The sequence below is a fragment of the Streptomyces sp. NPDC093260 genome, assembly GCF_040683715.1.
Taxonomy (GTDB): Bacteria; Actinomycetota; Actinomycetes; order Streptomycetales; family Streptomycetaceae; genus Streptomyces; species Streptomyces sennicomposti.
On record NZ_JBFBEK010000023.1, the window covers coordinates 96,629 to 121,350 of the forward strand.

21 protein-coding genes and 5 pseudogenes are annotated in these 24,722 nt (G+C 68.7%); 12 read left to right on the top strand and 14 right to left on the bottom strand.

The annotated features are described in order from the left end of the window. Positions 1–157: 157 nt before the first annotated feature. The gene (locus AB0N63_RS26130; protein ID WP_365532147.1) at positions 158–784 is read right to left on the bottom strand and encodes a helix-turn-helix transcriptional regulator; all 627 of its coding nucleotides are present in this window, start codon (positions 782–784) and stop codon (positions 158–160) included. Further along, complete coding sequence (locus tag AB0N63_RS26135; protein ID WP_365532150.1) at positions 781–993, bottom strand: hypothetical protein; 213 nt, start codon at positions 991–993, stop codon at positions 781–783. Before AB0N63_RS26135 ends, AB0N63_RS26130 begins: the two co-directional genes overlap by 4 nt. A gap of 388 nt (positions 994–1,381) precedes the next feature. Between AB0N63_RS26135 and AB0N63_RS26140 the strand changes: the two genes are divergently transcribed. Next, positions 1,382–1,840 (top strand): hypothetical protein, encoded by a 459-nt coding sequence (locus AB0N63_RS26140; RefSeq protein ID WP_365532153.1) that lies wholly within the window; start codon positions 1,382–1,384, stop codon positions 1,838–1,840. Between the two features lie 140 nt (positions 1,841–1,980). Here AB0N63_RS26140 and AB0N63_RS26145 read toward each other — a convergent pair whose 3' ends face one another. Continuing rightward, positions 1,981–2,820 (bottom strand): LysR family transcriptional regulator, encoded by an 840-nt coding sequence (locus AB0N63_RS26145; protein ID WP_365532156.1) that lies wholly within the window; start codon positions 2,818–2,820, stop codon positions 1,981–1,983. Between the two features lie 71 nt (positions 2,821–2,891). Here AB0N63_RS26145 and AB0N63_RS26150 point away from each other — a divergent pair, with 71 nt between their 5' ends. Next, positions 2,892–3,209 (top strand): hypothetical protein, encoded by a 318-nt coding sequence (locus tag AB0N63_RS26150; RefSeq protein ID WP_365532158.1) that lies wholly within the window; start codon positions 2,892–2,894, stop codon positions 3,207–3,209. A 179-nt stretch (positions 3,210–3,388) separates the two neighbouring features. Beyond that, positions 3,389–3,544: pseudogene (locus tag AB0N63_RS26155) on the top strand (transposase); the annotation flags it as partial. Between the two features lie 15 nt (positions 3,545–3,559). Here AB0N63_RS26155 and AB0N63_RS26160 read toward each other — a convergent pair. Continuing rightward, positions 3,560–3,871, bottom strand: a complete 312-nt coding sequence (locus AB0N63_RS26160) for a helix-turn-helix transcriptional regulator (protein WP_067055777.1) — start codon at positions 3,869–3,871, stop codon at positions 3,560–3,562. A gap of 251 nt (positions 3,872–4,122) precedes the next feature. Further along, positions 4,123–4,299: pseudogene (locus tag AB0N63_RS26165) on the bottom strand (transposase); the annotation flags it as partial. Between the two features lie 165 nt (positions 4,300–4,464). Between AB0N63_RS26165 and AB0N63_RS26170 the strand changes: the two are divergent. Both AB0N63_RS26170 and AB0N63_RS26175 read left to right on the top strand, forming a co-directional pair. After that, entirely contained in the window at positions 4,465–5,127 is a 663-nt protein-coding gene (locus AB0N63_RS26170; protein ID WP_365532161.1) for a hypothetical protein, read from the top strand. Positions 5,128–5,171: 44 nt separating this feature from the next. Continuing rightward, a pseudogene (locus tag AB0N63_RS26175) lies at positions 5,172–5,410 on the top strand (IS5/IS1182 family transposase); the annotation flags it as partial. Between the two features lie 122 nt (positions 5,411–5,532). Here the strand turns inward: AB0N63_RS26175 and AB0N63_RS26180 are convergent. Next, complete coding sequence (locus AB0N63_RS26180) at positions 5,533–6,729, bottom strand: teichoic acid biosynthesis protein C (RefSeq protein ID WP_365532164.1); 1,197 nt, start codon at positions 6,727–6,729, stop codon at positions 5,533–5,535. 254 nt (positions 6,730–6,983) lie between these two features. After that, positions 6,984–7,592 (bottom strand): hypothetical protein, encoded by a 609-nt coding sequence (locus AB0N63_RS26185; RefSeq protein ID WP_365532167.1) that lies wholly within the window; start codon positions 7,590–7,592, stop codon positions 6,984–6,986. Between the two features lie 838 nt (positions 7,593–8,430). Between AB0N63_RS26185 and AB0N63_RS26190 the strand changes: the two genes are divergently transcribed. Continuing rightward, complete coding sequence (locus tag AB0N63_RS26190) at positions 8,431–10,092, top strand: ricin-type beta-trefoil lectin domain protein (protein ID WP_365532169.1); 1,662 nt, start codon at positions 8,431–8,433, stop codon at positions 10,090–10,092. Between the two features lie 127 nt (positions 10,093–10,219). Here the strand turns inward: AB0N63_RS26190 and AB0N63_RS26195 are convergent. Beyond that, a pseudogene (locus AB0N63_RS26195) lies at positions 10,220–10,522 on the bottom strand (substrate-binding domain-containing protein); the annotation flags it as partial. A gap of 364 nt (positions 10,523–10,886) precedes the next feature. Next, positions 10,887–11,987 carry a hypothetical protein gene (locus AB0N63_RS26200; protein ID WP_365532172.1) on the bottom strand — a complete coding sequence of 367 codons (1,101 nt, stop codon included), beginning with the start codon at positions 11,985–11,987 and terminating at the stop codon, positions 10,887–10,889. A gap of 547 nt (positions 11,988–12,534) precedes the next feature. On the opposite strand from AB0N63_RS26200, the pseudogene AB0N63_RS26205 reads away from it, so the two are divergent. After that, a pseudogene (locus tag AB0N63_RS26205) lies at positions 12,535–12,718 on the top strand (IMP dehydrogenase); the annotation flags it as partial. Between the two features lie 145 nt (positions 12,719–12,863). Beyond that, complete coding sequence (locus AB0N63_RS26210; protein ID WP_365532175.1) at positions 12,864–13,613, top strand: transposase family protein; 750 nt, start codon at positions 12,864–12,866, stop codon at positions 13,611–13,613. Positions 13,614–13,619: 6 nt separating this feature from the next. On the opposite strand, the gene AB0N63_RS26215 is transcribed toward AB0N63_RS26210, so the two are convergent. The 3 genes from AB0N63_RS26215 to AB0N63_RS26225 all read right to left on the bottom strand — a co-directional run bounded on the left by AB0N63_RS26215 (position 13,620) and on the right by AB0N63_RS26225 (position 17,217). Then, a complete protein-coding gene (locus AB0N63_RS26215) occupies positions 13,620–14,162 on the bottom strand; it encodes a DUF4232 domain-containing protein (protein ID WP_365532178.1) in 543 nt (180 codons plus the stop codon). Between the two features lie 420 nt (positions 14,163–14,582). Then, positions 14,583–16,430 carry an FG-GAP-like repeat-containing protein gene (locus tag AB0N63_RS26220; RefSeq protein ID WP_365532180.1) on the bottom strand — a complete coding sequence of 616 codons (1,848 nt, stop codon included), beginning with the start codon at positions 16,428–16,430 and terminating at the stop codon, positions 14,583–14,585. 67 nt (positions 16,431–16,497) lie between these two features. Next, positions 16,498–17,217, bottom strand: a complete 720-nt coding sequence (locus tag AB0N63_RS26225) for a hypothetical protein (RefSeq protein WP_365532182.1) — start codon at positions 17,215–17,217, stop codon at positions 16,498–16,500. A 420-nt stretch (positions 17,218–17,637) separates the two neighbouring features. On the opposite strand from AB0N63_RS26225, the gene AB0N63_RS26230 reads away from it, so the two are divergent. Continuing rightward, a complete protein-coding gene (locus tag AB0N63_RS26230; protein ID WP_365532185.1) occupies positions 17,638–18,732 on the top strand; it encodes a hypothetical protein in 1,095 nt (364 codons plus the stop codon). Between the two features lie 43 nt (positions 18,733–18,775). Next, positions 18,776–19,282 (top strand): hypothetical protein, encoded by a 507-nt coding sequence (locus AB0N63_RS26235; RefSeq protein WP_365532188.1) that lies wholly within the window; start codon positions 18,776–18,778, stop codon positions 19,280–19,282. A 56-nt stretch (positions 19,283–19,338) separates the two neighbouring features. Here the strand turns inward: AB0N63_RS26235 and AB0N63_RS26240 are convergent, their stop codons facing one another. Both AB0N63_RS26240 and AB0N63_RS26245 read right to left on the bottom strand, forming a co-directional pair. Continuing rightward, entirely contained in the window at positions 19,339–20,865 is a 1,527-nt protein-coding gene (locus AB0N63_RS26240) for an RICIN domain-containing protein (protein ID WP_365532191.1), read from the bottom strand. Positions 20,866–22,178: 1,313 nt separating this feature from the next. Then, on the bottom strand, positions 22,179–22,595 hold the full coding sequence (locus AB0N63_RS26245) for a helix-turn-helix domain-containing protein (protein ID WP_365532193.1): 417 nt from the start codon (positions 22,593–22,595) through the stop codon (positions 22,179–22,181). A 57-nt stretch (positions 22,596–22,652) separates the two neighbouring features. Here AB0N63_RS26245 and AB0N63_RS26250 point away from each other — a divergent pair, with 57 nt between their 5' ends. Then, a complete protein-coding gene (locus AB0N63_RS26250; RefSeq protein WP_365532196.1) occupies positions 22,653–23,522 on the top strand; it encodes an alpha/beta fold hydrolase in 870 nt (289 codons plus the stop codon). A gap of 85 nt (positions 23,523–23,607) precedes the next feature. Then, on the top strand, positions 23,608–24,519 hold the full coding sequence (locus AB0N63_RS26255) for an alpha/beta hydrolase fold domain-containing protein (protein ID WP_365532199.1): 912 nt from the start codon (positions 23,608–23,610) through the stop codon (positions 24,517–24,519). Positions 24,520–24,722: the final 203 nt, after the last annotated feature.

Genomic DNA, 24,722 nt, shown 5'->3' on the forward strand with positions numbered 1-24,722 from the left:
GCTGCCCCGACACGGTCCGCTCAGCGGAGGCGGACTCCAGAACCTCAGCGGCCTGTCCGGAACGACCCTGTACGACGCGGTCGCCAGACTCGGACGAGACCATGAGCAGGTGCACCGGGATGTGCCGGTGCACCTGCTCCGCGCGTCCGGTCTCAGCTCACCGCCCGCACTCCGGCGGCAGCCAGTCGAGGTGCTGCGTGATGGTGACCTTGTCCACCCAGAACTCCTGGCTTCGCGTGGACACGAGGTAGCGGTTCGTGAGGCCACTCATCACGTTGTCCCCACAGACAAGCGTCACGCTGATCTTGTCGTGGATGTACCGCACGGGGTGGCGGTCGTACGGCCCGGCGTACACCGCGATGCCCAGCTGATCCCCAGGCGCCAGCGTCACCTCATCGGAGGGTCCGGCGTGGCGCCCACTGTCGACGATGGCGCAACCCGGCTTGTGCGGCGGGCAGTCCGGGGCCGGGGAAACCCTCGCCGTGATGCCACGGGCGGCGCCGAGGAGCAGCAGGAGAGCCAGTGCTGCACCGCCGGCGGCCTTGGCGTACTTCTCCGCCAAGTGCCCGCCGTGCTTTTTGCCGGTCATGGCTTCGACGATCGCCTCGAACATCCTCGGGCTCGGCCACCGGCGGCCGTTCATGACGAGGGACACCGCCGCAGGCGAGGCGTACGCCTCCCGCGCTATCGCGCGGTAGCTCAGCCCGCTCTGCGCGGCCTCGTCCCGGAGATCCGCGCAGACTTCCTGCTTCTCGGGCGGCAGTTCGAAGGCCGACGCGGTCACGACGGCGCCCCCTCGCCGGGATCGGCCTCCGCGCCCCTGCCCGGCGGCCGCCCATTTCCCCCGCCCCACAGGTCCTTGGTGATCAGCACGACCGTACCCGCGATCGTCAACGCCAGACTTGCGTCGACACCGGCGCCGATCAGCACCAGGACGAGAGCGCCCACGATGATGAACAGCAGTAACCGCTGGAAGAAGGTGCTCCAGCTCAACTCGATCAACTCCTACACCACTTAGCCCGGATGAGTCATGGTCTGTACGCGTTCGCCCGCGTATCAGGTGCCGCAATCATGGTGGTCCGGCGGTGGGCGGGAGCGCCAGAGCTGGAGGCGTCTTGTAAACACTCCCCCGCGGCCCTTGAGTTCTGCGGTCGAACGATGCCCAATAGAGGAGTGACCCGCGCCACGCGGGACGTGCCTGGCCCGCCCAGCCCGGATGAGTCGGCACACCCGGCCCCTCGTTTCGCCGCGGGGGGCCTCACGCGCTTCCGCCCCAAGTCCCCCGAGCACAACCGGCTGCACGCCGGGCGCAGAGCCGTGCGCGGACACGTTCTGAGGCGAACCGCTACCGCGGCCGCCCGGACACCGGCAAGATCAGCCCATGGACCCGAGTGAGCCGAACGCCTCCGAGGACGAGGCCAAGGAGACCACCTCCGTCGCCGGCAGAGCGAAGAGGTGGTACCGCAAGCACGAGAAAACCCTCAAGGGCGTGGGTATCGGCGTCATGACCGTCGCGGTGTCCGGCCTGGCTCTACTGCTCGCCAAGGACTACCTCACCGAGGACGAGACCGGGGAACGGGTCACCCTCGACACGGAGTCCTCCGCGCCCGAACCAGAGGACGAAGAAGACGAAGCCGCTCCCCCTGAGCGGCCCATGTCCCCTCAGCACGTCTCAGGGCACCTGATGAAGACCAACGGTCAGCCCAGTGAGGCGGCCAAAGCGGCCTACGCCGAAGCGTACGCAGCGGGCCTCGTCGAGGACCCCGAGATTCCACGCGGGTACACCTGGCGCCAGGACTACGAACGGTACGGCGAGGACGAGGACGACAGCGAGGAGTAGAGCCGCTACCAGCCCCCGGCCGCAGGGCGCCGTCATCCGCCCGATACACGTCGACTGTGCCGCCGTGGGTCACCGGTGCGCCGAGGGGCTTCGAGCGCGGGTGGTCCCGAGCTCACGTCAGACACCACGCGTCAACAGCGTCATGACCAGCAACGCAGTGATGCGGCGGCGGCGATCAGTGCGGTGACGTGGTCACGGTGATCGTCGTCCCGGCGGGCGATGACGATCCGGCTCGGTCCCGCGTCGGGGACAGGGATGCACACGATGCCCGGCGGTACGGGCGTGATGAGTGAGCGGGGCAGGACGGCGACGACGCGGCCGATCCGGACCAGTGCGGTGAGTTCCCTGGCATCGGCGATCTCGGGACCGCTTCCGCCGCCGGGGACGCCCGGCCACCGCGGGAAGGTCTCATCACTGAGGTCGCCCAGGGCGACAGCGTCGCGCCCTGCGAGCCGGTGTTCTTCGGGGAGGACGGCCACCCGGTCCTCGACGTGGAGGGTCTCGGTGGCCAGCCCGCCCAGATCATCGAACGGGGCGTAGAGCAGGCCCGCGTCGGCGCGCCCGTCGCGCAGATGATCGGTGCGGTCAGTGGCGCCGCTGAAGAGGATGTCGACGCGCCGGGCACCGGGCCGCTCCGCGTAGGCGGCGAGGATTCCGGAGAGCAGGTTCGCGTCCCCGCCGGGTTTGATCACGAGCCTGAGCGGTGCGTCGTCGGCGGCGCGTCGGGTGTTCTGCACGGCGATGGTCATCGCGTTCAGCGCATGCCGTCCGTGCTCCAGCAGGACGGCGCCCGCGGGTGTCAGCACGACACTGCGGCTGGTGCGGTCGAACAGCTTCGTGCCGAGTCGGCCCTCGATGCGCCGAATGGTCTTCGACAGGGCCGGCTGCGCGACGGCGAGCCTGTCGGCGGCGCGGCCGAAGTGCAGTTCCTCGGCGACGGTGACGAAGTACCGCAGCTCTCTGACCTCCAACAGATCCATTCCCCCAGGCTATCGAATACCTGCGGAAGAGGTCTTGGACGCGCCTGGGTATCCCATGGTCGTATGGGGAAATGATGCAGCACACCATGTTCGTCAAGTTCACCGAACCGATTCCCGAAGCCGACCTGAACCTGTACCTCGCGGACCTCGAAAAAGCCGCGAAGGGCACCGGCGTGCTCCAGACGTTCGCCGCTCAGCGCCACATCCCGGTCCCCGGCGAGGAGCAGATCCCGGCGTTCATCGCCACGGTCGTCGTCCAGCTCGGCGCCGCCGACGTGGAGGCGCTGGGGACTCTGTTCGCCGCGCCGGAGGTCGGCGAGGTCTTCGACACCTGGCGCACCCGCTACCCGTTCGAGGCGGCGTGGGCGAACCACGAGACACTGGCGTGAGGCGGTTCGGCGTCGTCACCGACGCCGAACACCTGCCCGTGGAGGGTGCCCGGGACCAGGCCCTCGCGATGGTCGCCGTCTTCGTGGCGCCGTCGGGGTGCACGTGGCGGCAGCTTCCCCGGTGTCCGGGCCGCGCCGGCAGACGGTTGTCGGAGGTTCGCCCAGTGGAGCCGGGAGCGCTGGGCCGCCACCGCTGGGTGGTCGAGCGAACCGTGTCCTGGTTGGCCGGCTGCCGGAGGCTGCACCGCCGCTGCGAACGCAAGTCCGAACACCTCCTCGCCTTTGTCGGCACAGCCGCAGCCCTCATCAGCTACCGCCGTCTTGCCGCGAGTTGACGCAGTTCAGCGCCGTCAGCCTGCGGCGATCACGGCCTCGATCAGGCCCGGGAAGCGGCGGTCCAAGTCCCCCTTGCGGAGGCGCATGTACAGCCCGTTCCCGGCGTCGCGTTGATACACCAAGCCCGCCTCGCGCAGTACTCGCCAGTGACGGGTGCGACTGGACTTGCCCACCGGCAGGTCGAAGGAAGCGCACAGCCGCTCTTCATCTGGCCGTTCGGCCAGTTCGGCCACGACCCGACGCCGGTTCGCGTCAGCCAGCGCCAAAAGGATGGGACCCACCTGCAACTCCTCAGTGCGAGGGTGGGCCAACTCGCCTGCCGTCATCACTTCACCTCTCGACAAGGTACGTCTGGTTGCATACCTTCCTAGAGGTACGCAACCAGACGTACCTTACCGCTGCTGGGGGGAGTCATGCCTGTACCCGCACCGCCGCGTCGCAGCATGCTGTCGCGTGTCCGCACGTCACTGCGCAAGCTCCTGCTCATCGAGCACTCGCCCTTCATGACCCTCTGACTCCGGTCAGGGCCTCTGACTTCCGCCTGCGGAAGTGGGCAGGCGGCACCGATCAAGAGCCCCTTCGATATGCCGAAGCAGGCCGGCAGTTGGCGCCAGGCACAGCCGCTGACCAGCACGTGGATGAGGGCCGCGAACAGCGTCTCATCAGGCGTGTCCTGCGTTCCACCGCCTTGTGGCCGCACCTTCGACGGCGGGATCAGCGGCCTCGCGATCTCCCACAGCCCCGCCGGAACCATCCCACTCCACGCACCCCGCCCCCATGCCAAGACCAACGACCGCTTCACCACGTAGGACGGGGTCTCAGGCCGTGTGTCGAAAGTGGAGGCAAGGGCTGTCCCGGGCTGTGGTGCAGGCTGTCACGTCACCACCCCCGGTGCAGGGGGCATCAGCTGTCGACCTCGGTGCTTGCCTTCGACGCTCGCCAGGGGAAGAGTCTCATCCGACGGACGTCCCTCAGGGCGGTGTCGTGCGAGCTGGAGCAGGAGCAGAGGATGTGCGTAGTGGACGCGGCGGCCAAGGAGGCTGCCGTCGCTCGGTTCCTCCGCGAGTACCCGCAGACAAAGCAGGCTGAATACGGCCATCCCGCCCTTGTGGGCTGCACCGATGTCGCTTGGTCGCAGATCCCCGGGTGCCCTGCCGAGCTCCCGGTGCTGCTCCGTGGTCTGCTCGACCAGGTAGCCGGCCCTGAGGCCCTGCGCGTGCTGGACAACGTCTTGATGAGCAGCGTCTTCCACGTGAGCCCGGCGATGTCGGCCGCCCTGCCCTTCCTGATCCGCCTCGCAGCTCTCCCCGACATCGCGGTGCGCTCCGGCTTGGTCGACCTCTTGGTCGTTGCTGCAGAGCTGTCTCAACCTGTCGACGCGGACAACGAACGCCAGGTCCTGCTGCTCGGCAACGAGTGCGATCACCCGGAACGCGAATGGTGCAGGGCCTCCTTCGCCACACACGCTTCTGCACTGCACGCGTTGTTGGAGGACAAGGCTCTTCCAGACGGACTGATCAGCGCGGCCGACCGCGAGTGCCTGCTCAAGGCTATGGAGCCGCAGAGGTACTCCTCCTCCTGACTACCGCAGGCCAGCACGGGTGCAGGGCGTGAAGACTTCTTGCTGTGTCTGGTGTGATCACAGCGTCGAACCCTTCCTGGACAGCCTCATCACTGGGCTGGAACCGCGTCAGTCCGGCTGGCTCGGCACCGCGCTGCGCCGCGAAGGAGCGGATGCGGTCCGGAGAGGACGACCGTGGAGTTCGCCGTTGGAGGACCGGGTCTCGCTGGTCGCCGCGCACTGGCGGACGAACCTGACCTTGCGGCAGCCCGCCCCGCTGTCCGGAATCCCGAAGTCGGCCGCCGATGAGCGAGCACGTCACCGATCAGACGAACGCGGCCGGACCGACCAGGACGCCGAGCCCCGCCGCGACTCCCGACGCCTCACCGCCCACCCTGCACGAGCTCGTTACGGTAACTCCGGGTCTCAGGCGGGCTGGACGAGGCCGGCCTTGCCGTAGATGCTCGCCCTGCGCTTTCCGTCGTCACCATCCGAGGCGAAACCCATGCCGAGCTCGAAGACGTCCGGCCGGGCGAGGTCCGGGATGTGCACGCCGAGGCCTTCGGGCTCGCGGAACGACAGGCTGTAGGCGGCCGTGGTGTGCAGGGGGTTCACGTCCTTGTCGAAAGGAACGGGCGGAGCGGGGTCGAAGGCACCGGTGGCCAGGTTCACCGAGGACAGGAATGTGTTGCCGACACCTGGCTGGGAGATCACCACTTCCTGACCGCTTCCGTCGATGTCCTGGCTGAAACCGTAGCTGTTGCCGTGCAGCATGTAGAGGTAGCGGCCCACGGCGGCGTAGCCCTGCAGGTACGGGTCCCCGTACATGGTGAGGGGCCAGCCGGGCAGAGCGGTCAGGGACGGTTCGCTGATCGTCGCCAGCGGCTCGCTGAAGATCCCCAGGCGGGCCAGGTCCATGTCGTGGATCTGGTACTTGTAGACCTTGTCCGTGTCCTTGTAACGGATGGCGAGACGGCCGTAGACCGGGTCGATGGTGGCGCTGTTGTGCGTGGAGCCGGGCACCGGCGTGTATTTGGCCAGGGTGGGTGAGGTGGTGTCGAGCACCTGGCCGTTGACGAACGGGAAGCGGGCCAGGCGGGTGCCGCGACTGGATATGTTGCCCTTTTTGTCCTTGACTTCGACGCCGTCGGCCTCCATCCACAGACAGGCGCTGCTGCCGACCGGTTCGACGCCGATGTTGGCGCCGTGCCCGAAGCCACGCAAGTACATATAGCCCAGGGTGTTGCCGTCCATGTCCCACTTGGTGATCGTCAGATCACCGCGCCGGTTGCGCTCGGCACTGCTCACCGGGGCGCTCTCGCCGACCAGTTGCCGGCCTGCCTGCGTCACCTGCGCCAAGTAGATGTGACGGTTGACGTTGTCGTAGCCGAGCGCCTGGATGATGGTGGCGTCCTGGGTGGCCTTCTCCCGTATCCATCTCTCGGAGGGGCTGTTGAGGTCGATCCGGGCCGACGGCACCAGGAGGGCGGAACCGGGCGCGGGGAACGTGGCAGCCGAGGCCGGGGCGGCGCCCAGGGACACGGTGGCGGCGGTCAACGCGGTGGTACCGGTCCACGCGAGCAGGGAGCGACGGCTGGGACGCGAAGGCGTTTCGTTGGTCATGGTCGCCCATCTAAGCCCATGCCCGGCGCGGTTGGCCCCGCAGCCGCCTGGCCACGCGAGTTCGGGTCGCGGCGGCGTCGCGGGGCGTCTCGGCCGGCGCGCTCGCTTCATGTCGGGGCAGGACGCTACGCGCCATGACCAACTCCGCTCTTGACCGCGACCACGCTGTTCGTCGCCTGCGGCGGGTGAGTCCCGGCTCCGAGAGAGAACCTCAGAACGTGCGGACCTTGGTCAGTTCACCGGCGATGTGCTGCTCATGTCCGGGGGGCTGCGTCGGCGACGTGGTCGCCCTCCGCAGGCCGGGAGAGACGGTGCGGCTGTCCGCGTTGCGGTTTCCGGCCGGGGGAAGGGCAGGGTTCAAGAGCCTGCCGGGCATGCACGTACTCGTCGTCGGGGGCGACCTGGGAACCGACGTGGGGACCGGTCGCGGCCCGGGTGCGCGTGAGGGCCACGGTGCGCAGCCCGGACGCCCGCTCGTGGGCCCAGAGGGTCGCCTCCCGCCTCCAGGTCATCAGTACGTATCCGCCGAGCAGGACCACGACGAAGACGATCAGCAGCACTTGCGGGAAGTGGTCGATCATCTGCCACTGGATCATGCGTTGGTCCGCCGCCGTTGCGTCCCGGACCCGGCGCACCTCCCCTGAGGGCCCGTTCAGCAGAATCACCGACGCGGTGACGAGGGTTGCCATCAGCGGGAGGGTCACCACACCGAGCAGCACCGCGCGGACTGCGATCCGCCACAGCGCGGGCCGCCCGTCGCCCTCGACAGGCGCCAGCTTCAACAGGAGGAGCCGCTTGCCCGGGGTCGCCCTGGTCAGCCAGGGCAGTACGACTGCCCTCGACGCGGACAACGGCACCGGCACGCGTGTCGATGCGTCCCCCGCCTGTCACCGCCACCTCCGGCAACCGCAGGTACCCACGGGCTCGGGCGATTCCGTGCCATCGCGACCCGGGCCGGAGGGCTTGGCCGCGACCGGAACGCATCCGGGGCCGGTGCGCACTCTGGTGCGCACCCGGATCGATTGTGCGCCCCGGGGGACATGGACGGACGGCGTCGCCGGCGTGGGGGTAACGGACGGCGGCCGGGACGGGAGCCCCGGCCGCGGTGCGCCTTCCGGGCCGGGTTAGCGCAGTTCCACCAGCGTGACGCAGTACCGATGGGAGGCGCGGTCCTGCCCGGGAAGACGGTCGCGCCAGGCGGCGAACGGCCTCGCCACCGATGCGGACTCCGTTCGCCTGCGAGGACCAGTGTGCTCTCACAGCGTGATCTTCTTCGACCACATCTGCAGATCATTTCGAAACCGTCAGTTAAGCACCCAAGCCGTTCTCAGTCCGTTGCACAGCCTTGACGGTGTTGGTCTGGGCCAATACCGTCTGCCTCGCACAGAACTCCACATGGCTCAACACCGCAGTACTGGCAATTGAGTTGGTGATGCATCCGCCGGTTGGAGACAACAGCCCGGCCGTCCGCTGGGGGTCTGCCTGCCGACGGCAGCCCAAGCACCGACCGTCGCCCCGTTCGTCGTCATCCGGACCCGCAAGGGCGCGTGCGCTGCTCCCCGTTGACGAAGATCACCAGGGTGGCACAGCGGACAGACGCGATCATGTGATTCTTCGGAGGCCAGACCTATGCAATCACCCCCTGGAAGGGCACCGCGCCGCAGGTGGAAGAGAGCGCTCTCTCTGCTACCCGTCGTCGTGATGACGGTGGCGGCCACCGTCACCACGACGATGAACGCCCAGGCCGCAGTGCCCCCGGCGCCGTCGGGCTTCACACTCACCTGGAGCGACGACTTCAACGGTGCGTCCGGCACCGGCATCGATCAGAACCTGTGGAAGTACGACACCGGGCCGGGCAGCAACTTCGGCACCGGTGAGATCGAGACGATGACCAACAGCACCTCGAACGTCTACTACGACGGTCAGGGCCATCTGGTGCTCCAGGCCCTGCACTCGGGGTCCGACCCGCGCAGCGGATGGACCTCCGGGCGCGTGGAGACCCAGTCGGCGAGCTTCGGAGCCCCGGCGGGCGGTGTCGTACGCATGGAGTCCGTCCTCCAGCAGCCCAACGTCACCACCGCCAACGGCGCGGGCTACTGGCCGGCGTTCTGGATGCTCGGCGCGCCACTGCGCGACGGTGTGACCTGGCCGAAGTCCGGCGAGATCGACGTCATGGAGGACATCAACGGCCGCAGCTCCGTCTTCAGCACCCTGCACTGCGGTGTGAACCCGGGTGGGCCGTGCAACGAGTCGACCGGCATCGGCTCCGGTGAACGCGCCTGTCCGGGCTGCCAGACCGGCTTCCACGACTACGCGGTGGAGATCGACCGCTCGATGTCGCCGGAGCAGATCAGGTTCTACCTCGACGGCAACAACTTCTACACGATCAACGCCAACCAGGTGGACGCCGCGACCTGGTCCAACGCGGTCGACCACCCCTTCTTCATCATCTACGACCTGGCGATCGGCGGCGGCTTCCCGGACGCCTTCGGTGGGGGCCCGAACGCGTCCACGGTGTCCGGCGGCAAGCTGGTCATCGACTCGGTGGCCGTCTACAACAAGGCGCCCGGCTCCGGGGGCGGGGGCGGCGGCGGTTCGGTGAGCGGTCAGACGATCACCGGCCCCGGCGGCAAGTGCGTGGACGTGGCGGGCGACGACACCGGCGGCGACGGCACGGCGGTCCAGCTCTGGGACTGCCAGTCGGCGGCCAGGGACCAGCACTGGACCTGGAGCGGCCAGACACTGCAGACCCTCGGCAAATGCCTGGACATCGCGGGCGGCAACAGCGCCGCCGGCACGAAGCTCCAACTCGCCAACTGCAACGGCGGCGGCTACCAGAACTGGGTGCGGCAACCGGACGGCTCGCTGCGGAACCCGACCAGCGGTCGGTGCATCGACTCGCCGTCGGGTGCCACCGCCAACGGCACCCGCCTGCAGATCTGGGACTGCAACGGCGCCGCAGCCCAGAAGTTCGCCATCGGCACCCCGATCTACGGACCGGGCGGCAAGTGTGTGGACGTGGCGGGCGACGACACCGGCGGCGACGGCACGGCGGTCCAGCTCTGGGACTGCCAGCAGGCCACGTCGCTCGACCAGAAGTGGACCTGGAACGGCCAGACCCTGCGCACGCTGGGCAAGTGCCTGGACATCGCGGGCGGGGTGAACGCGGCCGGCACAAAGCTCCAGCTGGCCAACTGCAACGGCGGCGGCTACCAGAACTGGGTCGCCAACGCCGACGGCTCGATATCCAACCCGACCACCGGCCGGTGCATCGACTCGCCGTCGGGCGCCACCGCCAACGGCACCCGCCTGCAGATCTGGGACTGCAACGGCGCCGCAGCCCAGAAGTTCTCGCTGGCATGACCTGGTGAGCCCTGTCTCAGAGGAGGTGGGGCACGTCGAAGGGCCGCACCCCAACCGGTGCGGCCCTTCGGTGCATTCGCCGCCGCGCTGGTGATCCGCAGGTCTCCTGGGGGCCGGTCGGGGCGTTGGCCGGCGCCGGTCCCCCGCCGGCCCGCACGGTCAGTGCGGGTGCGATGAGCACCGCGCCGTCCGTCCCGCGCCCGTCGAGTTCGCCCGTCAGGAGCCCGACAGTGTGCCGGCCCGTCTCCTGGGCGGGGACGGCGGCCGAGGTGAGCCGTACCGAGGCCTGGACGGCGGCCACCGACACGTCCTCGGGCACGGCCCGCCCCTGGCGGCGCAACACGGCGAGCAGGGGTTCCACCGCGGACTCGTTCTGCAAGACGAAGCCAGTGGTGCGCGGGCGCTCGTCGAAGATCCTGGACGGCGTCACGCGTTCTCGTGGTGAGTGCGCCCGCACCTGGTGTGCCGGCGCGCACACCCTGCTTGCACGAAGGGGACAGCGCTTCAGCCAGGGCCGCCTCCGGACCACTCATCATCTCTGCCACGACCAGACAGTCTCAAGCACATCGTCCGAAGCTGCCCCAACGCCGACCATGGGGCCACGATCACCCGTTCCAGCCGGCACGACGAGGTCGCCTTCTACCGGGACGTCCGATCCGACTCCCGGCGCGACAGCGGTGCCTGCCCGGCGACCGTCCGCTCGGGAGGCGGCAGAGACACCCGAGCCGTCAAGACCGTCCGCGGCCGCGGCGTCCACCTGGAGGTTCGGCGCTGGAAGGCACCGCCGCGCGCCGTCACGCAACGGACAGGCTCCATGCGCCGGCTGAGCGCACCTGGTAGTAGCCGCGGCCCGGCCACTGGAACGTATGGACTCCGGCGCGCCCCTCGGTCACCGTCACCCGGTAGGCGAGGCGGTCGTCCAGCGCCTCCAACTGGACCAAACTCGACCCCGCGTAGTGCAGAACACCTGGTCCCGGTTCCCCCCGGTAGTGCACGACATCCGAACCGGTCCCGTTGACGGCGTCGTGGAAGCGCGGGACTTCACGGAGCGGTGCCGCAGTCGCCGTCCACGCCTCCTGTTCGCCGACGCCGAACACGCGGAAGGCGGTCGCCTTGGTCCCTTCCGGCAGGGGGATCCGGGCGGTGAAGGGGGTTCCGTCGCCGGACAGCCGGTACAGACGCGAGGAACGCCCTTCTCTGCTGCCCTCGAAGCGCAGGTGGACCCGTGCCCGCCCGTTGGACGAGAAGACCATCACAGCCGGGCGGTACGAAGGCATCTTCAGCCGATGGAGCTGCTGGCCGCTGTCTTCCCCTCCGCCGACCTGCGGCTGGGGAACACTCGCCGGCGTCCTCGGACGAGGCTCGGCCCCGCGTGACTGTGTGCGCACCCTGCTGCCCGGGACCAGCTGTCCCACAGCGCTGGGACTCGAATCCTCCGTCAGGCGGACCGCGTCCGCTGCGCATACGGCGATGGTGCGGGCGACCCCGCCGGGGGGCGCCCAACTGACCTGCCGGGCGGCCCGACCGTGCCGGGCGTCGAAAAAGCACAGCGGCATGCGCTCCGGCAGAGGCCGGCCGGCGATCAGGGCATCCAGACGGGCCAGCGCGTGCCTGCCCTCGTCCAGCGTGCGCAGGACATCGAGTCCGCCCTCCCGCAACCGGTCGCCGGCGACGTCCCGTTTCGCCTGATCGTATGCGTCGAGAGCACGTGCAAGCTCAGCCCGCATCTCATCGGTGGCGCCGGCCTGGCCAGGGCTGAAGGAATGGACGTCCAGCGCCTCACCGAAGGCGGTGATCTCCGCCTCGATCCCGAAGAGCGCCGACTCGTCACGCCTGCGCCATGGCCACCGTCGGCGGAACCCCCCGCCCACCCCGCTACGCATGGCCGCCATCATGCCGCACGGGGCCCGGCAGGCACCTCCCGAGGCCCGCGTCACGTCAGAACCGTGCTTCGCGACGGCCGGCGCACCGCACGACGCGCACCGCGATGGTTCGGGGAGAGCGGGTGGAGGAAGACGGCCCGCTGCTGTGGGAGGTCAGGCGGGTGGCACGTCCAGGATGGCGGCCGGGCAGACTTCGGCCGGTCGCTGAAGGGCCCGTCCCCCGACCGCGTCGACCGGCAGGGTCCACCGACACCCGCTCGTCCAGGTACTGACAGCGGGCCTCCTCTACGGGCGGCATCCGCTCGGCCACGTCCTGGTCGGCCTTGCTGCGGTTCGACCTGGCCGTCACGGCGACCAGCGAGCCTGGACAGCCGAAGTCGTCGGCGTAGAGGTCGCGGCGCTTGGCCGTCCAGCCGTAGGCGCCCGCCGTGCCGCTCGTCGACGTGGTTCGGCCCGTGCGAACCGGGCCGCCGAGCGCCCCGTCAGACCGTCGGAGACATCCTTCCAAGCGTAGGCTGCCCGTTGCGGCGGCATCGGCGTGACTCGGCACCGGAGCGGCGGCACCGCCGAGCCCACGCGGCAGGCCCCGCACTCGTCCCGCCCTGGTGGCAGCGTCGGCGTCCCGCACGAGGTGGCCGTCGACGGGCAGGGTCTTCGACCTCACCCTTACCCTGCCCCTGGACCGGGTTGCCGAGGGCTACTGGGCGATGGACGAGCGCCGCGCGGTCAAAGCCGTCCTGGAGCTCCGACCGCGCGGCCGCGGGAAGTTACTGAGCGTTTTCAGGGTGGCCACTGATCGGGTGACGAGGCCGACGTCCGCAACGCACGAGGCTCCTGTGCCGTTGAGGGAGGTGTTCGACGTCTCAACTCATCAGCGCAGGAGCCTCGTTGGTTCCCTATCCTGCCGCACTCGACCTGCCTCACGCCCTGGTCGAGTGGGTAACCATGCTCATCGTCACCCGTGAGGGTGACCGCCGCTGCAAGCTCCCGCCCCACCAGCGTGCTCTCGTCGGCTTGATCTACCTTCGCCGGCACGACCCACTCACGCAGATCGCCGCTGGCTTCGGCATATCCGTCGGCACCGCCCACGCGTACGCCAGGGCCGTCGTCGATCATCTATCCCACAGGGCGCCCGGCCTGCTGCGAGTCCTGCGGGAGGCCGATCCCGACTACGTGCTGCTCGACGGAACCCTCGCCGAGTGCGACCGGGTCGGCGACAGCCGGGCGGACTTCTCCCAGAAGCACCGCCGCCACGGCGTGAACGTGCAGGTGGTGGCCGATCCCACAGGCAAGCTGTTGTGGATCTCGCCCGCGCTGCCGGGACGCACCCACGATCTGACCGCGGCCCGCACCCACCGCATAATCCGGATCTGCGAACGCCAAGGCGTTCCCGTCCTCGCCGACCGCGCCTACATCGGCGCCGGCTCCTGGGTGACCACGCCGATCAGACGGCTCCCGCACCAGGACCTCAACCCGACCCAGTGGACGATCAACCGAGCCCTGTCAGCTGCGCGAGCGCCAGTCGAACGAACCGTGGCGCAAGTGAAGTCCTGGCGGATCTTCCGCCGGGCCCGTTGCAGCCCCAACCGCCTGTCGTCAATCTCCGCCGCCATCCTCACCCTGGAGCGGCAACGTTGAAAACGCTCACTGTCCGACCGGGTTGAGGTAGGTGCCCGGGCGGGTGGCGCCGTCCTGCTTCAGGATCTGGCCGCCGAACGGCCACTTCAGGGTGAAGTGGGTCGTCTCGTTCGGCGGGGTGACCAGGAACTTCGCGGGGACGAACTTCTCCTTCCGCGGCGTGGACTTGGCGACGGGGAGCAGGTTGATGCTGAAGTCCGCCGTGTCCCCGCGCCCCAGGGTGATCTTCGTGGGCTTCTTGGAGGAGCGCACCAGGGACCAGGTGCCGTCGGTCTTCTGCGCGCCGACCATGTCGACACCGGCGAAGCCGGACAGGGTGCAGGTGCGGTTGCTCTTGTTGGTGAACCAGATGAACGCCTGCGTCTGCTTCCCGGTCCGCCCCATCTCCGGCTTCGCGTCGTCCCCGGTGGCGAAACCGGCCTTCAGGTCGGTGGTGTGGCAACGCGTCGGCGCGGCCTTGGCGGTGGCGGCCGAGGCCGGGACGGCGGCGACGGCGGTGCCGGCGGCGACGATCGCCGCAAGGGCCACGGCGGTCATTTTGGTCTTCATGACGTGTCGGTTTCCCCTCGAGTACGACTCGGTGCGCGAGGTCAGTGCGCACCCACACACCTGGAGACGCTCGATGTCCGGCGGAGGTTCGGTGCGCCGGGCGACCTTTTCCACCGCGTACGGTGGGGCATGGCGCCGCCTCTGCCCGAGCCGCCGGCACACCTGGCCCCGCTGCTCACCGGCCTCGGCGTGAAGCCGCTGACCGCCCGCCGCGGCACCGAGCACGGCTTCGGGCTGGGCGCCGGGCGGTGGAGCGTGGGTTCGCCCACCCGCACGCCGGCTGCGTCGCTTGCGTGGCCATCACGGTTCTGAGCGCTGGCCGCCGGCCCTCGGGCGCCCACCCGGTGGGCGCTGCGCCGTACGGCGCCGTGCGGCGATCCACTCGCGCGGCACCGTACGGCTGCGCAGACCCTTGGACGGCTATCGGGTCCTGAAGCGGCGGAAGAGGTTGCGGGCCACGTACACGCCCGGGCCGCCGAAGCCGACGATGTCGACGCGTCCGTCACCGGTGATGTCGGCGAGGAAGCGGGGGTGGCGGTCGACGCGCCAGGCGCCTGCGTCGTCGTTGTATCCGAAGCCCCGGCAGACGAGTTGGGCTTGATCGAACCGGCCGTCACCGCGGTTGTGCGACACCCAGACTCCTTCGTCGCCGAAGCCGACGATGTCCGGGTTGCCGTCGCCGGTGACGTCGGCGAGGAACCGGAGGTGCTTTCTGCCTGTCCAGCCCTGGGCGTGCCCGAAGTCGTTCAGAACCAGTTGGGAAGGCTCGAACGTGCCGTCACCGTTTCCCCGTGAGACGACGACGCCCTGTGGGCCGAACCCGATGATGTCCATCTTCCCGTCACCGACGGTGCGGATGAGGAAGCGGGGGTTCTCCTCGACCGACTTCCAGCCCCGATCGGTCCCGAAGTCGTCCAGGACGTAGAGCGGTTCGGGAAAGGTGCCGTCCTCCTCCTGAAGCGAGACCCAGACGCCGTCGTCATGGCAGCCGACGATGTCGGCGCGTCCGTCGCCCGTGGTGTCGACCACAAACCGGGGATGCTTGTCGGCGAGCCAACCGCCCGCCTTTTCGTGGCAGCCGAACGCCCGGAGGACCGGTTCATCGGGCAGTGGTGCGAACTTCCCGTCCTCGTCCTGGAGCGAGATCCAGACGCCGTCGTCGTGGCAGCCGACGATGTCGAGTCTGCCGTCGCCGGTGGTGTCGACGAGGAACCGGGGGTGCTTGTCGGCGACCCATCCGCCGGCCTGCTGGTCGTGGCCGAACGCCTTGACAGCCGGGTCGCCGCCCGCCGGCGCGAACGTCCCGCCGTCGTCCCGAGGGGACACGCGGACACCGTCGGCGCGCAGTGTGACGGCATCGGGCTTGCCGTCGCCCGCCATGTCCGCGAGGGTCCACAGGTCGGCCGGGTTCGGGGAGGGCGGGGGCTGGTGCAGGACGCGTTCGTCGTCGTCGAACGTACCGTCGCCCCTGCTGGACACCGTCACAGCGCCCTTCGCGGGTTTGATGCCCACGATGTCCGCCCGGCCAGCCCCCGTGGTGTCGGCGAGGAAGCGCGTGCCGAGCCCGGCCCATCCGCCCGGTTGCCCGTTGGGCTGGCGGCCGCCCCCTGCGCTTCCCCAGCCGCCGGCGTTCTGGTCGCTGCCGAAGCGTTCGAGGACCAGCAGCAGATCGCTGAAGGAGGGTGCCGCGTTGGGTGCGGGGCGCATCGCGGCCGAACGGGCCAGGCGCCAGGACCGGCGGCCGTTCCAGTGGTTCAGGTGTGCCCAGCGCAGCACGGGGTCGCTGGTCCGCTCGGGTTCGACGGTCACGAACCGCCAGCGCTGGCTTGCCGCGTTCTCGTCGTACTCACGCAGGATCACCCGTGTGCCGTCCTCGCCGGGGTCGGCAAGGTCGAGGACGGTGTCGTCGGTCACGGTCTCGATGAAGTAGAGGTCCGCTTCACCCTCGGCAGGGACGACGCGCCACTGCTGTCCCTTCTTGCCCGCGGCGGCGTTCGCCCGGCGCACGCCGTGGTCCGCGGCGGCGGGGTTGTCGAGCACCTTGCCGCTGGTCGCGTTGCGCAACACATATGCGGGGTCGTCCCCGGGTTGCCCGCTCGGCGCGGGCGCTACGGGCGTGAGCCGCCATGGCTCCGGGAACGGGTCACCGTCGGGAGAATCGCGGACGACGAGCGCTCCGTCCGCGCCCGGCGCGGCCTCGGCGCCAAGGGTTCTCCCCGAGGCGGCGTTGACGATGTGGAACTTCAGTTCTTCCATGGGCAGGGGCATGCTGGTGCCTCTTCCAGGCGGGGCGGGCGTTGGCTCGGAACGGGTGAGGTGCGACGGTGCACCGGCATCACGTGAAGACGTGGTGGTAGGGGACGTCCCACTCGCTGGGCAGCCGCGGGTAGAAGGTGTTGATGACCGTCCCGGTGAAGTCCCCACCCCAGTTGTAGGTGACGCGTACCTCGCTGTCGGCCGCCACCGCGTGGTCCTTGAACCCGAGGATGGTGTCTGGGTGGGTGATCGGCACGAAGGTGATCCCGCCCCAGGGCGTCACCGTGACGATCCACAGCTGCGTGTCCTCGGGTGCGCTGTTCCTGCCGCGCCATTTGTCGCCGACCTTGTCGGGCAGGCCGACCTGGACGCTGTCGGCCGTGCTCTTGGGCGCCTCCTGGTGGACGGTGATGCGCCTGCGCTGAGGCTTGGGCACACCGTCGTCACCTCGGCCGGCGTCGGCTGCCCCCGGGGCTGCGGGTTTCTGTGACACCTGTCCCGCGGCGCTCTCGATGACGTAGAGCGGCCGCTGCCCGAAGAAGCCGGCCGGGCTGATGTACCAGAGGTGGCCCTTGGCCTCCTTGGTGGCCGGGTCGAGCGCGGTGGCCAGCTTGACCCCCTTGTCATGGCTCTCCTCCTTCAGCTCGACGGGCCGCAGGTAGCCGCCGTTGAAGGCGTGGACGAGCATGACCGGCCGGTTCTCGACCAGTGCCGCCACGATCGCGTTGTCGTAGCTGTTCACCGCCACCGGGCCGCCGACCACGAGGTTGGAAATCGTCGCGCGCTCTTGTGTGTACATCGCGGAAACCTCACCTGTTCTATGTGGAGAACGACGCCTCGCAAGCGTGATACGGCGGCCCTTCACGCCGTATGACCGCATACTGGATCGCCCTCAACCGAAGAGCGTCCGGCAAGTAGTTGAACGACCGAAGCGCAGATCTCTTGCAGACAACGGCCGGGTTCAACTTACTGGAGTACAGAGGCCACCGGAAAGTCATCGATCGGGTGACGAGAGGCGAATCCGGGATCGATTATCTTGCGATAAAGAGGAGAGTGCCGAATTCCGATCACTCGAATGAGTGTGATACACAGATGCACCTTCCGGACCATTATTCCGCATGCTAATTTCGACCGCCGAAGACGTGGACATGTTTCCGTCCGCTTTTCACTTACCTTTTCAACCAGCGCGGTCCGGTCCACATCAGTCGAGGACGGGTAGATGCCTTCCACCGCATACAGCCTGGTAGACGCGAAGCGTCAGCCGCTGACAAAAAAGAACCTGCGGGAACTCAACATCGAACAGACCTGGCAGTCCCTCCTGAGCCACCCCAACCTGGTCTACGTCGACCCCTCCGGCGTGAAGCACAAACCCGTCGGGTTCTCCGTCAACAAGTCGAGCTTCGGCAGCTTTACCGGGACTGCGTTCGAGCTCGGCTGGCTCGCCTATATGAACCTCGGGGAACCTCTGATCGAGGTCCGGGGCGACATCAGCCAGCCTCCACCCGACACCTTCTCCTCGCGCACCTATGTCAACCGCAGCCAGTCGGAGATGAACTTCACCGACTCGGTCGACTTCACCGTCTCGAACGGGGTGACGTGGTCGCTCCACGGGGATGCCAAGCTCACTTTCGGCGGCAGCGTCGGCGCCTCGCTCCAGCTGCAGCTGCAGAACCAGCTCCGTTTGGATCTCCAGTCGCAACTCCAGGCGTCGTGCCAGAACGGGACGGCGAACAGGAATTCGAACACGGTGACCAACAAGAACAGCAAGGACAGCGTCGGGGTCGACAACGCCAACACGAGCGAGACGTCCGCGAGCAGCTCGGCGACGAACTCCTCGTCGAACGGGATGACCAACTCGGTGGGGTTCACCACCTCGGGCAGCGCCACCGGCAACGCCTCGCTCAACGCCCAGCTGGCCCTGGGCATCGCGGCCACCGTCGGGGGTTCCCTGACCACCAGCTGGGCCTCGAAGTCGCAGATCTCCGGCAAGGTGCCGGCGAACTCCCGCGTGCAGACCATCGTCACGCAGCGGCGTACCCGCAAGCAGTACACCTACGAGATCCCGGTGACCTTCTCCGGTCTGATCGCGGTGCAGTACGCCGTGCCGGTGGCGGTGCTGTCTCCCCCGCAGCCCGGCACCTATCCCGGCCTCAACGGGATGGTCGCCCGCGACATCAACGACATCGACCTGACGCCCGGTGGTTTCCGCATGAAGGGACTGGCCGAGGTCGTCTCCGCCCTGGACGTCCACCACACCATGCTCGACGTCGAGAGCCTGACCGTCAGCCAGCAGACGCTCCACAAGCAGCCCTGACCGCGCGGCACGGCCGCCACGACGACGACCAGAGGTGACGATCATGGTGTTCGACAACATCTTCAACTCCGCGGGCAAGGGCGCGGGACTCTTCTCCGTGACCACCGACAGCACGAAGCCCCAGCCGGGTGAGGGTGTCGACTTCGAGGACTCCGACGACGACACGTATGACGACACGAGTACGAGCCTGTTCAACAACGCCATCCACGGCGCCTCCTCGCGCTCGAAGATCGTGCAGGAGACGTCACCCGAAGCGCGAGCCGTCCTGGGCTTCCTCGGCTCCCTCGTCCAGACCACCCAGGCATCCGCCGGCGCACAGGCCCAGTACGCCCAGGATCCCGGTTCGGTCACCAAGGCGGCCTCCACCGGCATGGAGGAGGCGAGTGCGACGGTGAAGGAGCACGGCGACCTCCAGAAGGACGAGGACCTGGAAAGCAAGCCGAAGAAAAACGACTTCACCAAGCCCCCCAGAACCCCGGACGCCCCGAAGGCCCCGGACGCCCCGAAGGCGCCCAAGGCTTCCGCGGAGAAGCCGTCCCGTTCCGAGTAGGGGCGGGTCGGACAAGAGGGGCAGCGGCGGGAGAGCGCCTCTGCCCCTCTTGTGCGCTACACGGGGAGCAACTGCCACTGACGGCCCTGGTGGTCACCGTCCGATCCGTGCTGTCTGATGGCCGTGCGGGCGTTCGTGTCGACCCGCAGCAGCAGACCACTGTGCCGGTTGGCGATCTCGTACACCCTCGGGGTGCCGTTCACCGGACCCACGGGGATCAGCCTCCAGTGCTGGTGGTGCGCGTCACCGCCCTCGTAGACCCGCTGGGCGACCGCCGCCCCTGCCCTCTCCTGCGCGTCGGCGACCTCCATCACCTTGCCGCTGCGCACGTTCTCGATCCGGTACAGGACCTCACCATCGTCCTGGCCCGAGGCGATGAGCCGCCACCGCTGGTGGTCCCTGGGCGAGGCCAGCAACTGGTGGATCTCGGCCCCGTCCTTGGCCGACTCCTGATGGACCCCCATGCGCAGCCTGCTGCGGACGTTGGCCCAGGAGACCACTGTGCCCGACTCTGGCAGCCCGGCCATCTTCGCGGACGTGACCTTCCGGATCCGGTTGTTGAGATGGTCGGTGACGTAGAGGGTGTCGACGCAGTCCACCGCCACCTTGCGCGGGCCGTTCAGTTGGGCCGATGCGGCTGGGCCGCCCTCACCGCCGTAGCCTGCGGTGCCTGTGCCGGCGACCGTGCTGATCACGCCGTCCGCCGCGACCTTCCGGACCCGGTGATTGCCGTAGTCGCAGATATAAAGGGTGCCGGAGCTGTCCACCGCCACCCCTACCGGGGAGTTCAACTTGGCGGAGACGGCAGGGCCGTCATCGCCGCTGAAGCCCGCGACACCCGTGCCGGCGACGGTACTGATCTTCCCGTCAGCCGTGACCTTCCGGACCCGGTGGTTACCCTGGTCGGCGATGTAGAGATCGCCCGCACCGTCGACCACCACTCCGTGCAAGCCGTTCAGCTGGGCCGAGACCGCCGGACCGCCGTCACCTCTGAAACCGGCGGCCCCCGTCCCCGCGACCGTACTGATCACCCCGTCCGTCGCAACCTTCCGGACCCGGTGGTTGTAGTAGTCGGAGATGTAGAGGACGCCGGTGCTGTCCACCGCGACCCCCAAGGGGAGGTTCAGCTGGGCCGCGGTGGCGGAACCACCATCCCCCCTGAAGCCCGCGGCTCCCGTGCCGGCGACCGTACTGATGGTCCCGTCGACCGTGATCTTGCGGATCCGGTGGTTGTTGGTATCAGCGATGTAGACGGCGCCCGCCTTGTCCACCGCCACCTCACGCGGGTAGTTCAGCTGGGCCGCTGCAGCAGGACCACCGTCCCCCCTGAAGCCCGCCGTCCCGGTACCCGCGACCGTGCTGACCCTCCCGTCCGTTGTGACCTTCCGGACCCGGTGGTTGCCGTGGTCGGCGAAGTAGAGGGTGCCGGTGCTGTCCACCGCGATCCCGTACGGGCGGTTCAACTGAGCCGAGACCGCGCTCTCGTTGTCCCCCGCGAACCCCGCCGCCCCCGTTCCCGCAACCAACTTGATCGGAGAGGCTGAACCATCACGACCCGCGTCCGCCTCTTGGGGAGTGCTCATCCGTCATCCCTTCACCTCAGCCCGCTCACTACAAGCGGTCATCACTCGACTCCAGCAAGTCACAGGTGTGCCAGGATCGGCAAGATCACTTCCGGGTGATTGCCGCGAGGACGGCGGTGAGACCACGTACCGGGAGGGCGGTCGATCCCGGCCGACGCGTCCCCACCTGGGTATTTCCGCGTTCCGAGGGGGCGGCGACCGGCGCGTGTCGCGTCCTGGCGCACTCCAGGACAGCGGCAACGAAGGTGATCTCCGGACGACACGGCCGCGCTCCGGATGACGGTAGGGCCTGTTCCTCCCCGGCAGTTGCCCTGGCAGCCGCCGGGGATCACGGGCCACGATCGGCGCGGGAAGGCTGGTGGGGACGGTCGCCCGGGGCCCTCATCGCTCAGTTCGCTCGGAAGGATGGTTCACCACCGAGGTCGATCCCCGACACCTCCGACCAAGGTGTCCTGGACGCGCGGCAGTTGCCGCCGTACGACGGGACGGAGGACGACATGCGCGGGCTGGTGACATCCCTGGCTTCCTCGCTGTGTGGTGGTGGCGTCGCCGGGGCTTACCGAGCAGTTCGCAAGGGTGCTGCGCGGAACGTCTGTGTGCTGCCGGGGCTGATGGTGACATGACTGGTCAGGGATGGGTGGGCGAGGTCCCGGTCGCCGGGACCGCCGTCCCGTTGCGCCCGGATGCGTGCCCGGCTCGGCGATGGGTCGCGGTGTGCAGTCCTGACGACCGACCGGTGAGCACAGTCATCCCGTTCGCCCAGCGCGCCAAGGGCAGGGACGCCGCCAAGGGGACGCAAGCCACATCAGCGCCCCAGAACGGCGCTTCCGCGCTACGACCGGATGACGTCGTACCCCGTAGCAGACCTACGGAAGCGTGTGCTGCTGTCCAAACGTGGCGCGCGCGGCTGTCACCGCTCACTGCCCTTTGCTTCGCGAGTCGAGGACCCGCGGTCGAGCGAGCAGGGAGACGAGCCGACAGGGGGCTCGCGGCAGCGCCCACTGTAGGTGAGGACGGCCGCGACCGGGACCGGCGTCAACTGCAGCGGTCAGGGGAGGACTCTGTCCGGACCGCCGCCGCGCGGAGGGAGGGCCAGGTTTCCCCACCCGGAAGCACCGCCTATATCGTCGGCCGGTTCTTCGGAGCCATGCTCCGGCTCGGCGTCGCGGCTGGATGCGTGCTCACACGCTGAGCTTGTTCTCCTACCTCGCTCTCACTTACGGATCCACCGCCAGACCCGTCACGGGACCCGTCAGACACTCCCAACGACCTTGCTCATCGCCGGCCTGGTCGGCCGTGGACCAGCCGTGCGCTCAGAGTGAACGGTCGAACGCGTCCTGATCGAGCTGAATCTGTGGCATGTGCATCTCCGCCCACTCTCGCAACTGTGACAGGGGTTGTGCCAACGACTTTCCACGCGCGGTGAGCCCGTAGAAGACCCGTGGCGGAACGGAAGGCTCGACCCGGCGGGTGACGAGGCCATCCCGCTCGAGCGACCTCAGGGTCTGCGTCAGCATCTTCTGGGAGATCCCGTTCAGGGCTCGCTTGAGTTCGGTGAAACGGAGTTCGCCATCGCTCTGGTCGAGGGTCAGGACGAGCATGGTCGTCCATTTCGTGCCGACCCGGTCGAGCAGCTGCCTGGTGGGGCAGGCTGCATCGAAGAGGTCGCCGCGGTGAGGGGTTACCCCGAGGTGACCAGGGTTCCGGGAAGTGCCTCCTTGAACGTCCACGCTCGGTCTCCTATGTTCGCCTGGTATCCGATAGTAACCGACTGGATGAGATGAACGATGTTGACTGCCTACCTGGCGGACGCCCAAGCGCGGTACATCTCGGTGAACGACGTCCGCCTCGCGGTCGAGGTGGCGGGTGAGGGCCCCGCGGTCCTGCTGCTGCACGGTTTTCCGCACACGCGGGCGATCTGGTCCGAAGTCGCGCCACTGCTGACGGCGGCCGGGCTCCGTGTCGTCGCGCCGGATCTACGCGGTCTGGGCGACAGTGACCGAGCGGCCGGCGGTTACCTGGCGACCGAGCTCGCCGGGGACCTGGTCGGGCTCCTCGACGCGCTGGACATCGACCGGGCGCACGTCGTCGGCATCGACCTCGGCACCGCACCGGCGTTCGCGCTGGCGGCGACCCATGCGCACCGCGTGTCCAGCCTGACGCTGAGTGAGGCGATGATCGGCACACTGCCCGGAGCCGAAGCCTTCACGGCGAGCGGCGCCCCCTGGTGGTTCGGGCTCCACTCGGCTCCGGGCGGGTTCGCCGAGGACCTGCTGGAGGGACGGGAAGACCACTACATCCGGTTCTTCCTCGACGGCGGAAGCCGCCGCGGGCTCTCGGAGGCGCTGACCTCCCGGATCGTCGAGGCGTACCGCGGGCGGGAGTCCTTGCGGGCCGCTTTCGAGCATTACCGCGCGATGCCCGCGAACGCGGACTGGATCTCCTCGTGGGTGGCGCACAACGTGTTCACACTTCCGGTGCTCACGATCGGCGGAGGCGCAGTCGGCGAGAGCACCGCGCGTCAACTCGCACCTTTCAGTGCGAAGTTGACGGCTAGCCTGCTGCCCAACGCCGGCCACATCGTTCCGATCGACGAGCCCGAGGAGTTTTCGGCACTGGTAGCGCAGCACGTCAAGTCGGCGGAGGCGCGATCATGACGAACAAACGCACCGTCGTCCTCAGTCCGGTCGAACGTCCACACCGCACCGGCCTCGAAACCAGGCAGGTGACAGCGTGACTCGTGTGCAACGCGAGCAGGTCCGCGAACTCCGGCGGAACTCGCCGCTCGACCTGGGTGGCGATCTCGACGTCCAACGGCCGCTGTTCGAACAGATTCTCAGCTCGCAGCCGGTGCCCACCGACGCCATCGTCGAGAAGCTCGACCTGGCGGGTGTCGCCGCGCTGTCGGTCACGATCAGCGGTGCGCCGCAACCGGTCGGCACCGCGCTCTACTTCCACGGCGGCGCGTTCGCACTGGGTTCGGCGAACAGCTCCTTGGGCTTGGTGACCCAGATCGCCCGGCGATCGGGACTGCGGGTCGTCACCGTGGATTACCGGCTCGCGCCGGAGCACCCGGCACCGGCCGCGGCGACCGATGCCGCGACGTGTTATGAAGCGCTGCTGGAGTCGGGTATCGGCGCCGACGAACTGATCGTGATCGGGGAGTCCGCCGGAGGCGGGGTGGCACTGAGACTGCTCACGTCACTGGTGGCGGGAAACCGGCCCGTACCGGCGGGCGCGGTGTTGCTGTCGCCCTGGATCGACCTGACATTGGCCGGCGACTCGATGACAACGCGGGCGTCCGTAGACGTCGCGGTGAATCGGGAAGCGCTCGCCCGGCGCGTGCTCGACTACGCCGGCGAAGGTGCTACCGCGGCACGGGAGCACAGCCCGCTGTTCGACGACCTGCACGGGTTGCCGCCCACTCTCGTGCAGGTCGGAACGCACGAAACACTGCTCGACGACTCCATCCGGCTCGCCTCCCGCCTGGCAGCCGCCGACGTCTCGGTCATCCTCGACATCACCGCGGAAGTGCCACACGTCTTCCAGGGCTTCGCGCCGATCCTGGACGAGGGCGCATCGGCGCTCGACCGCGCGGGCCAGTTCGTCCGAACCGCGCTGAAGCAACCGGCACGCGATCTTCCGACCGGCTGATCCCCGTCATGAGAACTTCCGCCGGCCACATGTCTCACGGCGACGAGCCAACCAGGAGGAGAGCATGACCGGAACGACGCGAGCCGTTGCGCTCGACGCACGCGGGCGGCTAGCCTCGCGCTTTCGCGAGGTGGGGTGTCCGAGGCTTGATCAAATAAGCGGAGAGTGCTCCTGACCTGCAACGATGGGACTTGTCTAGGGTC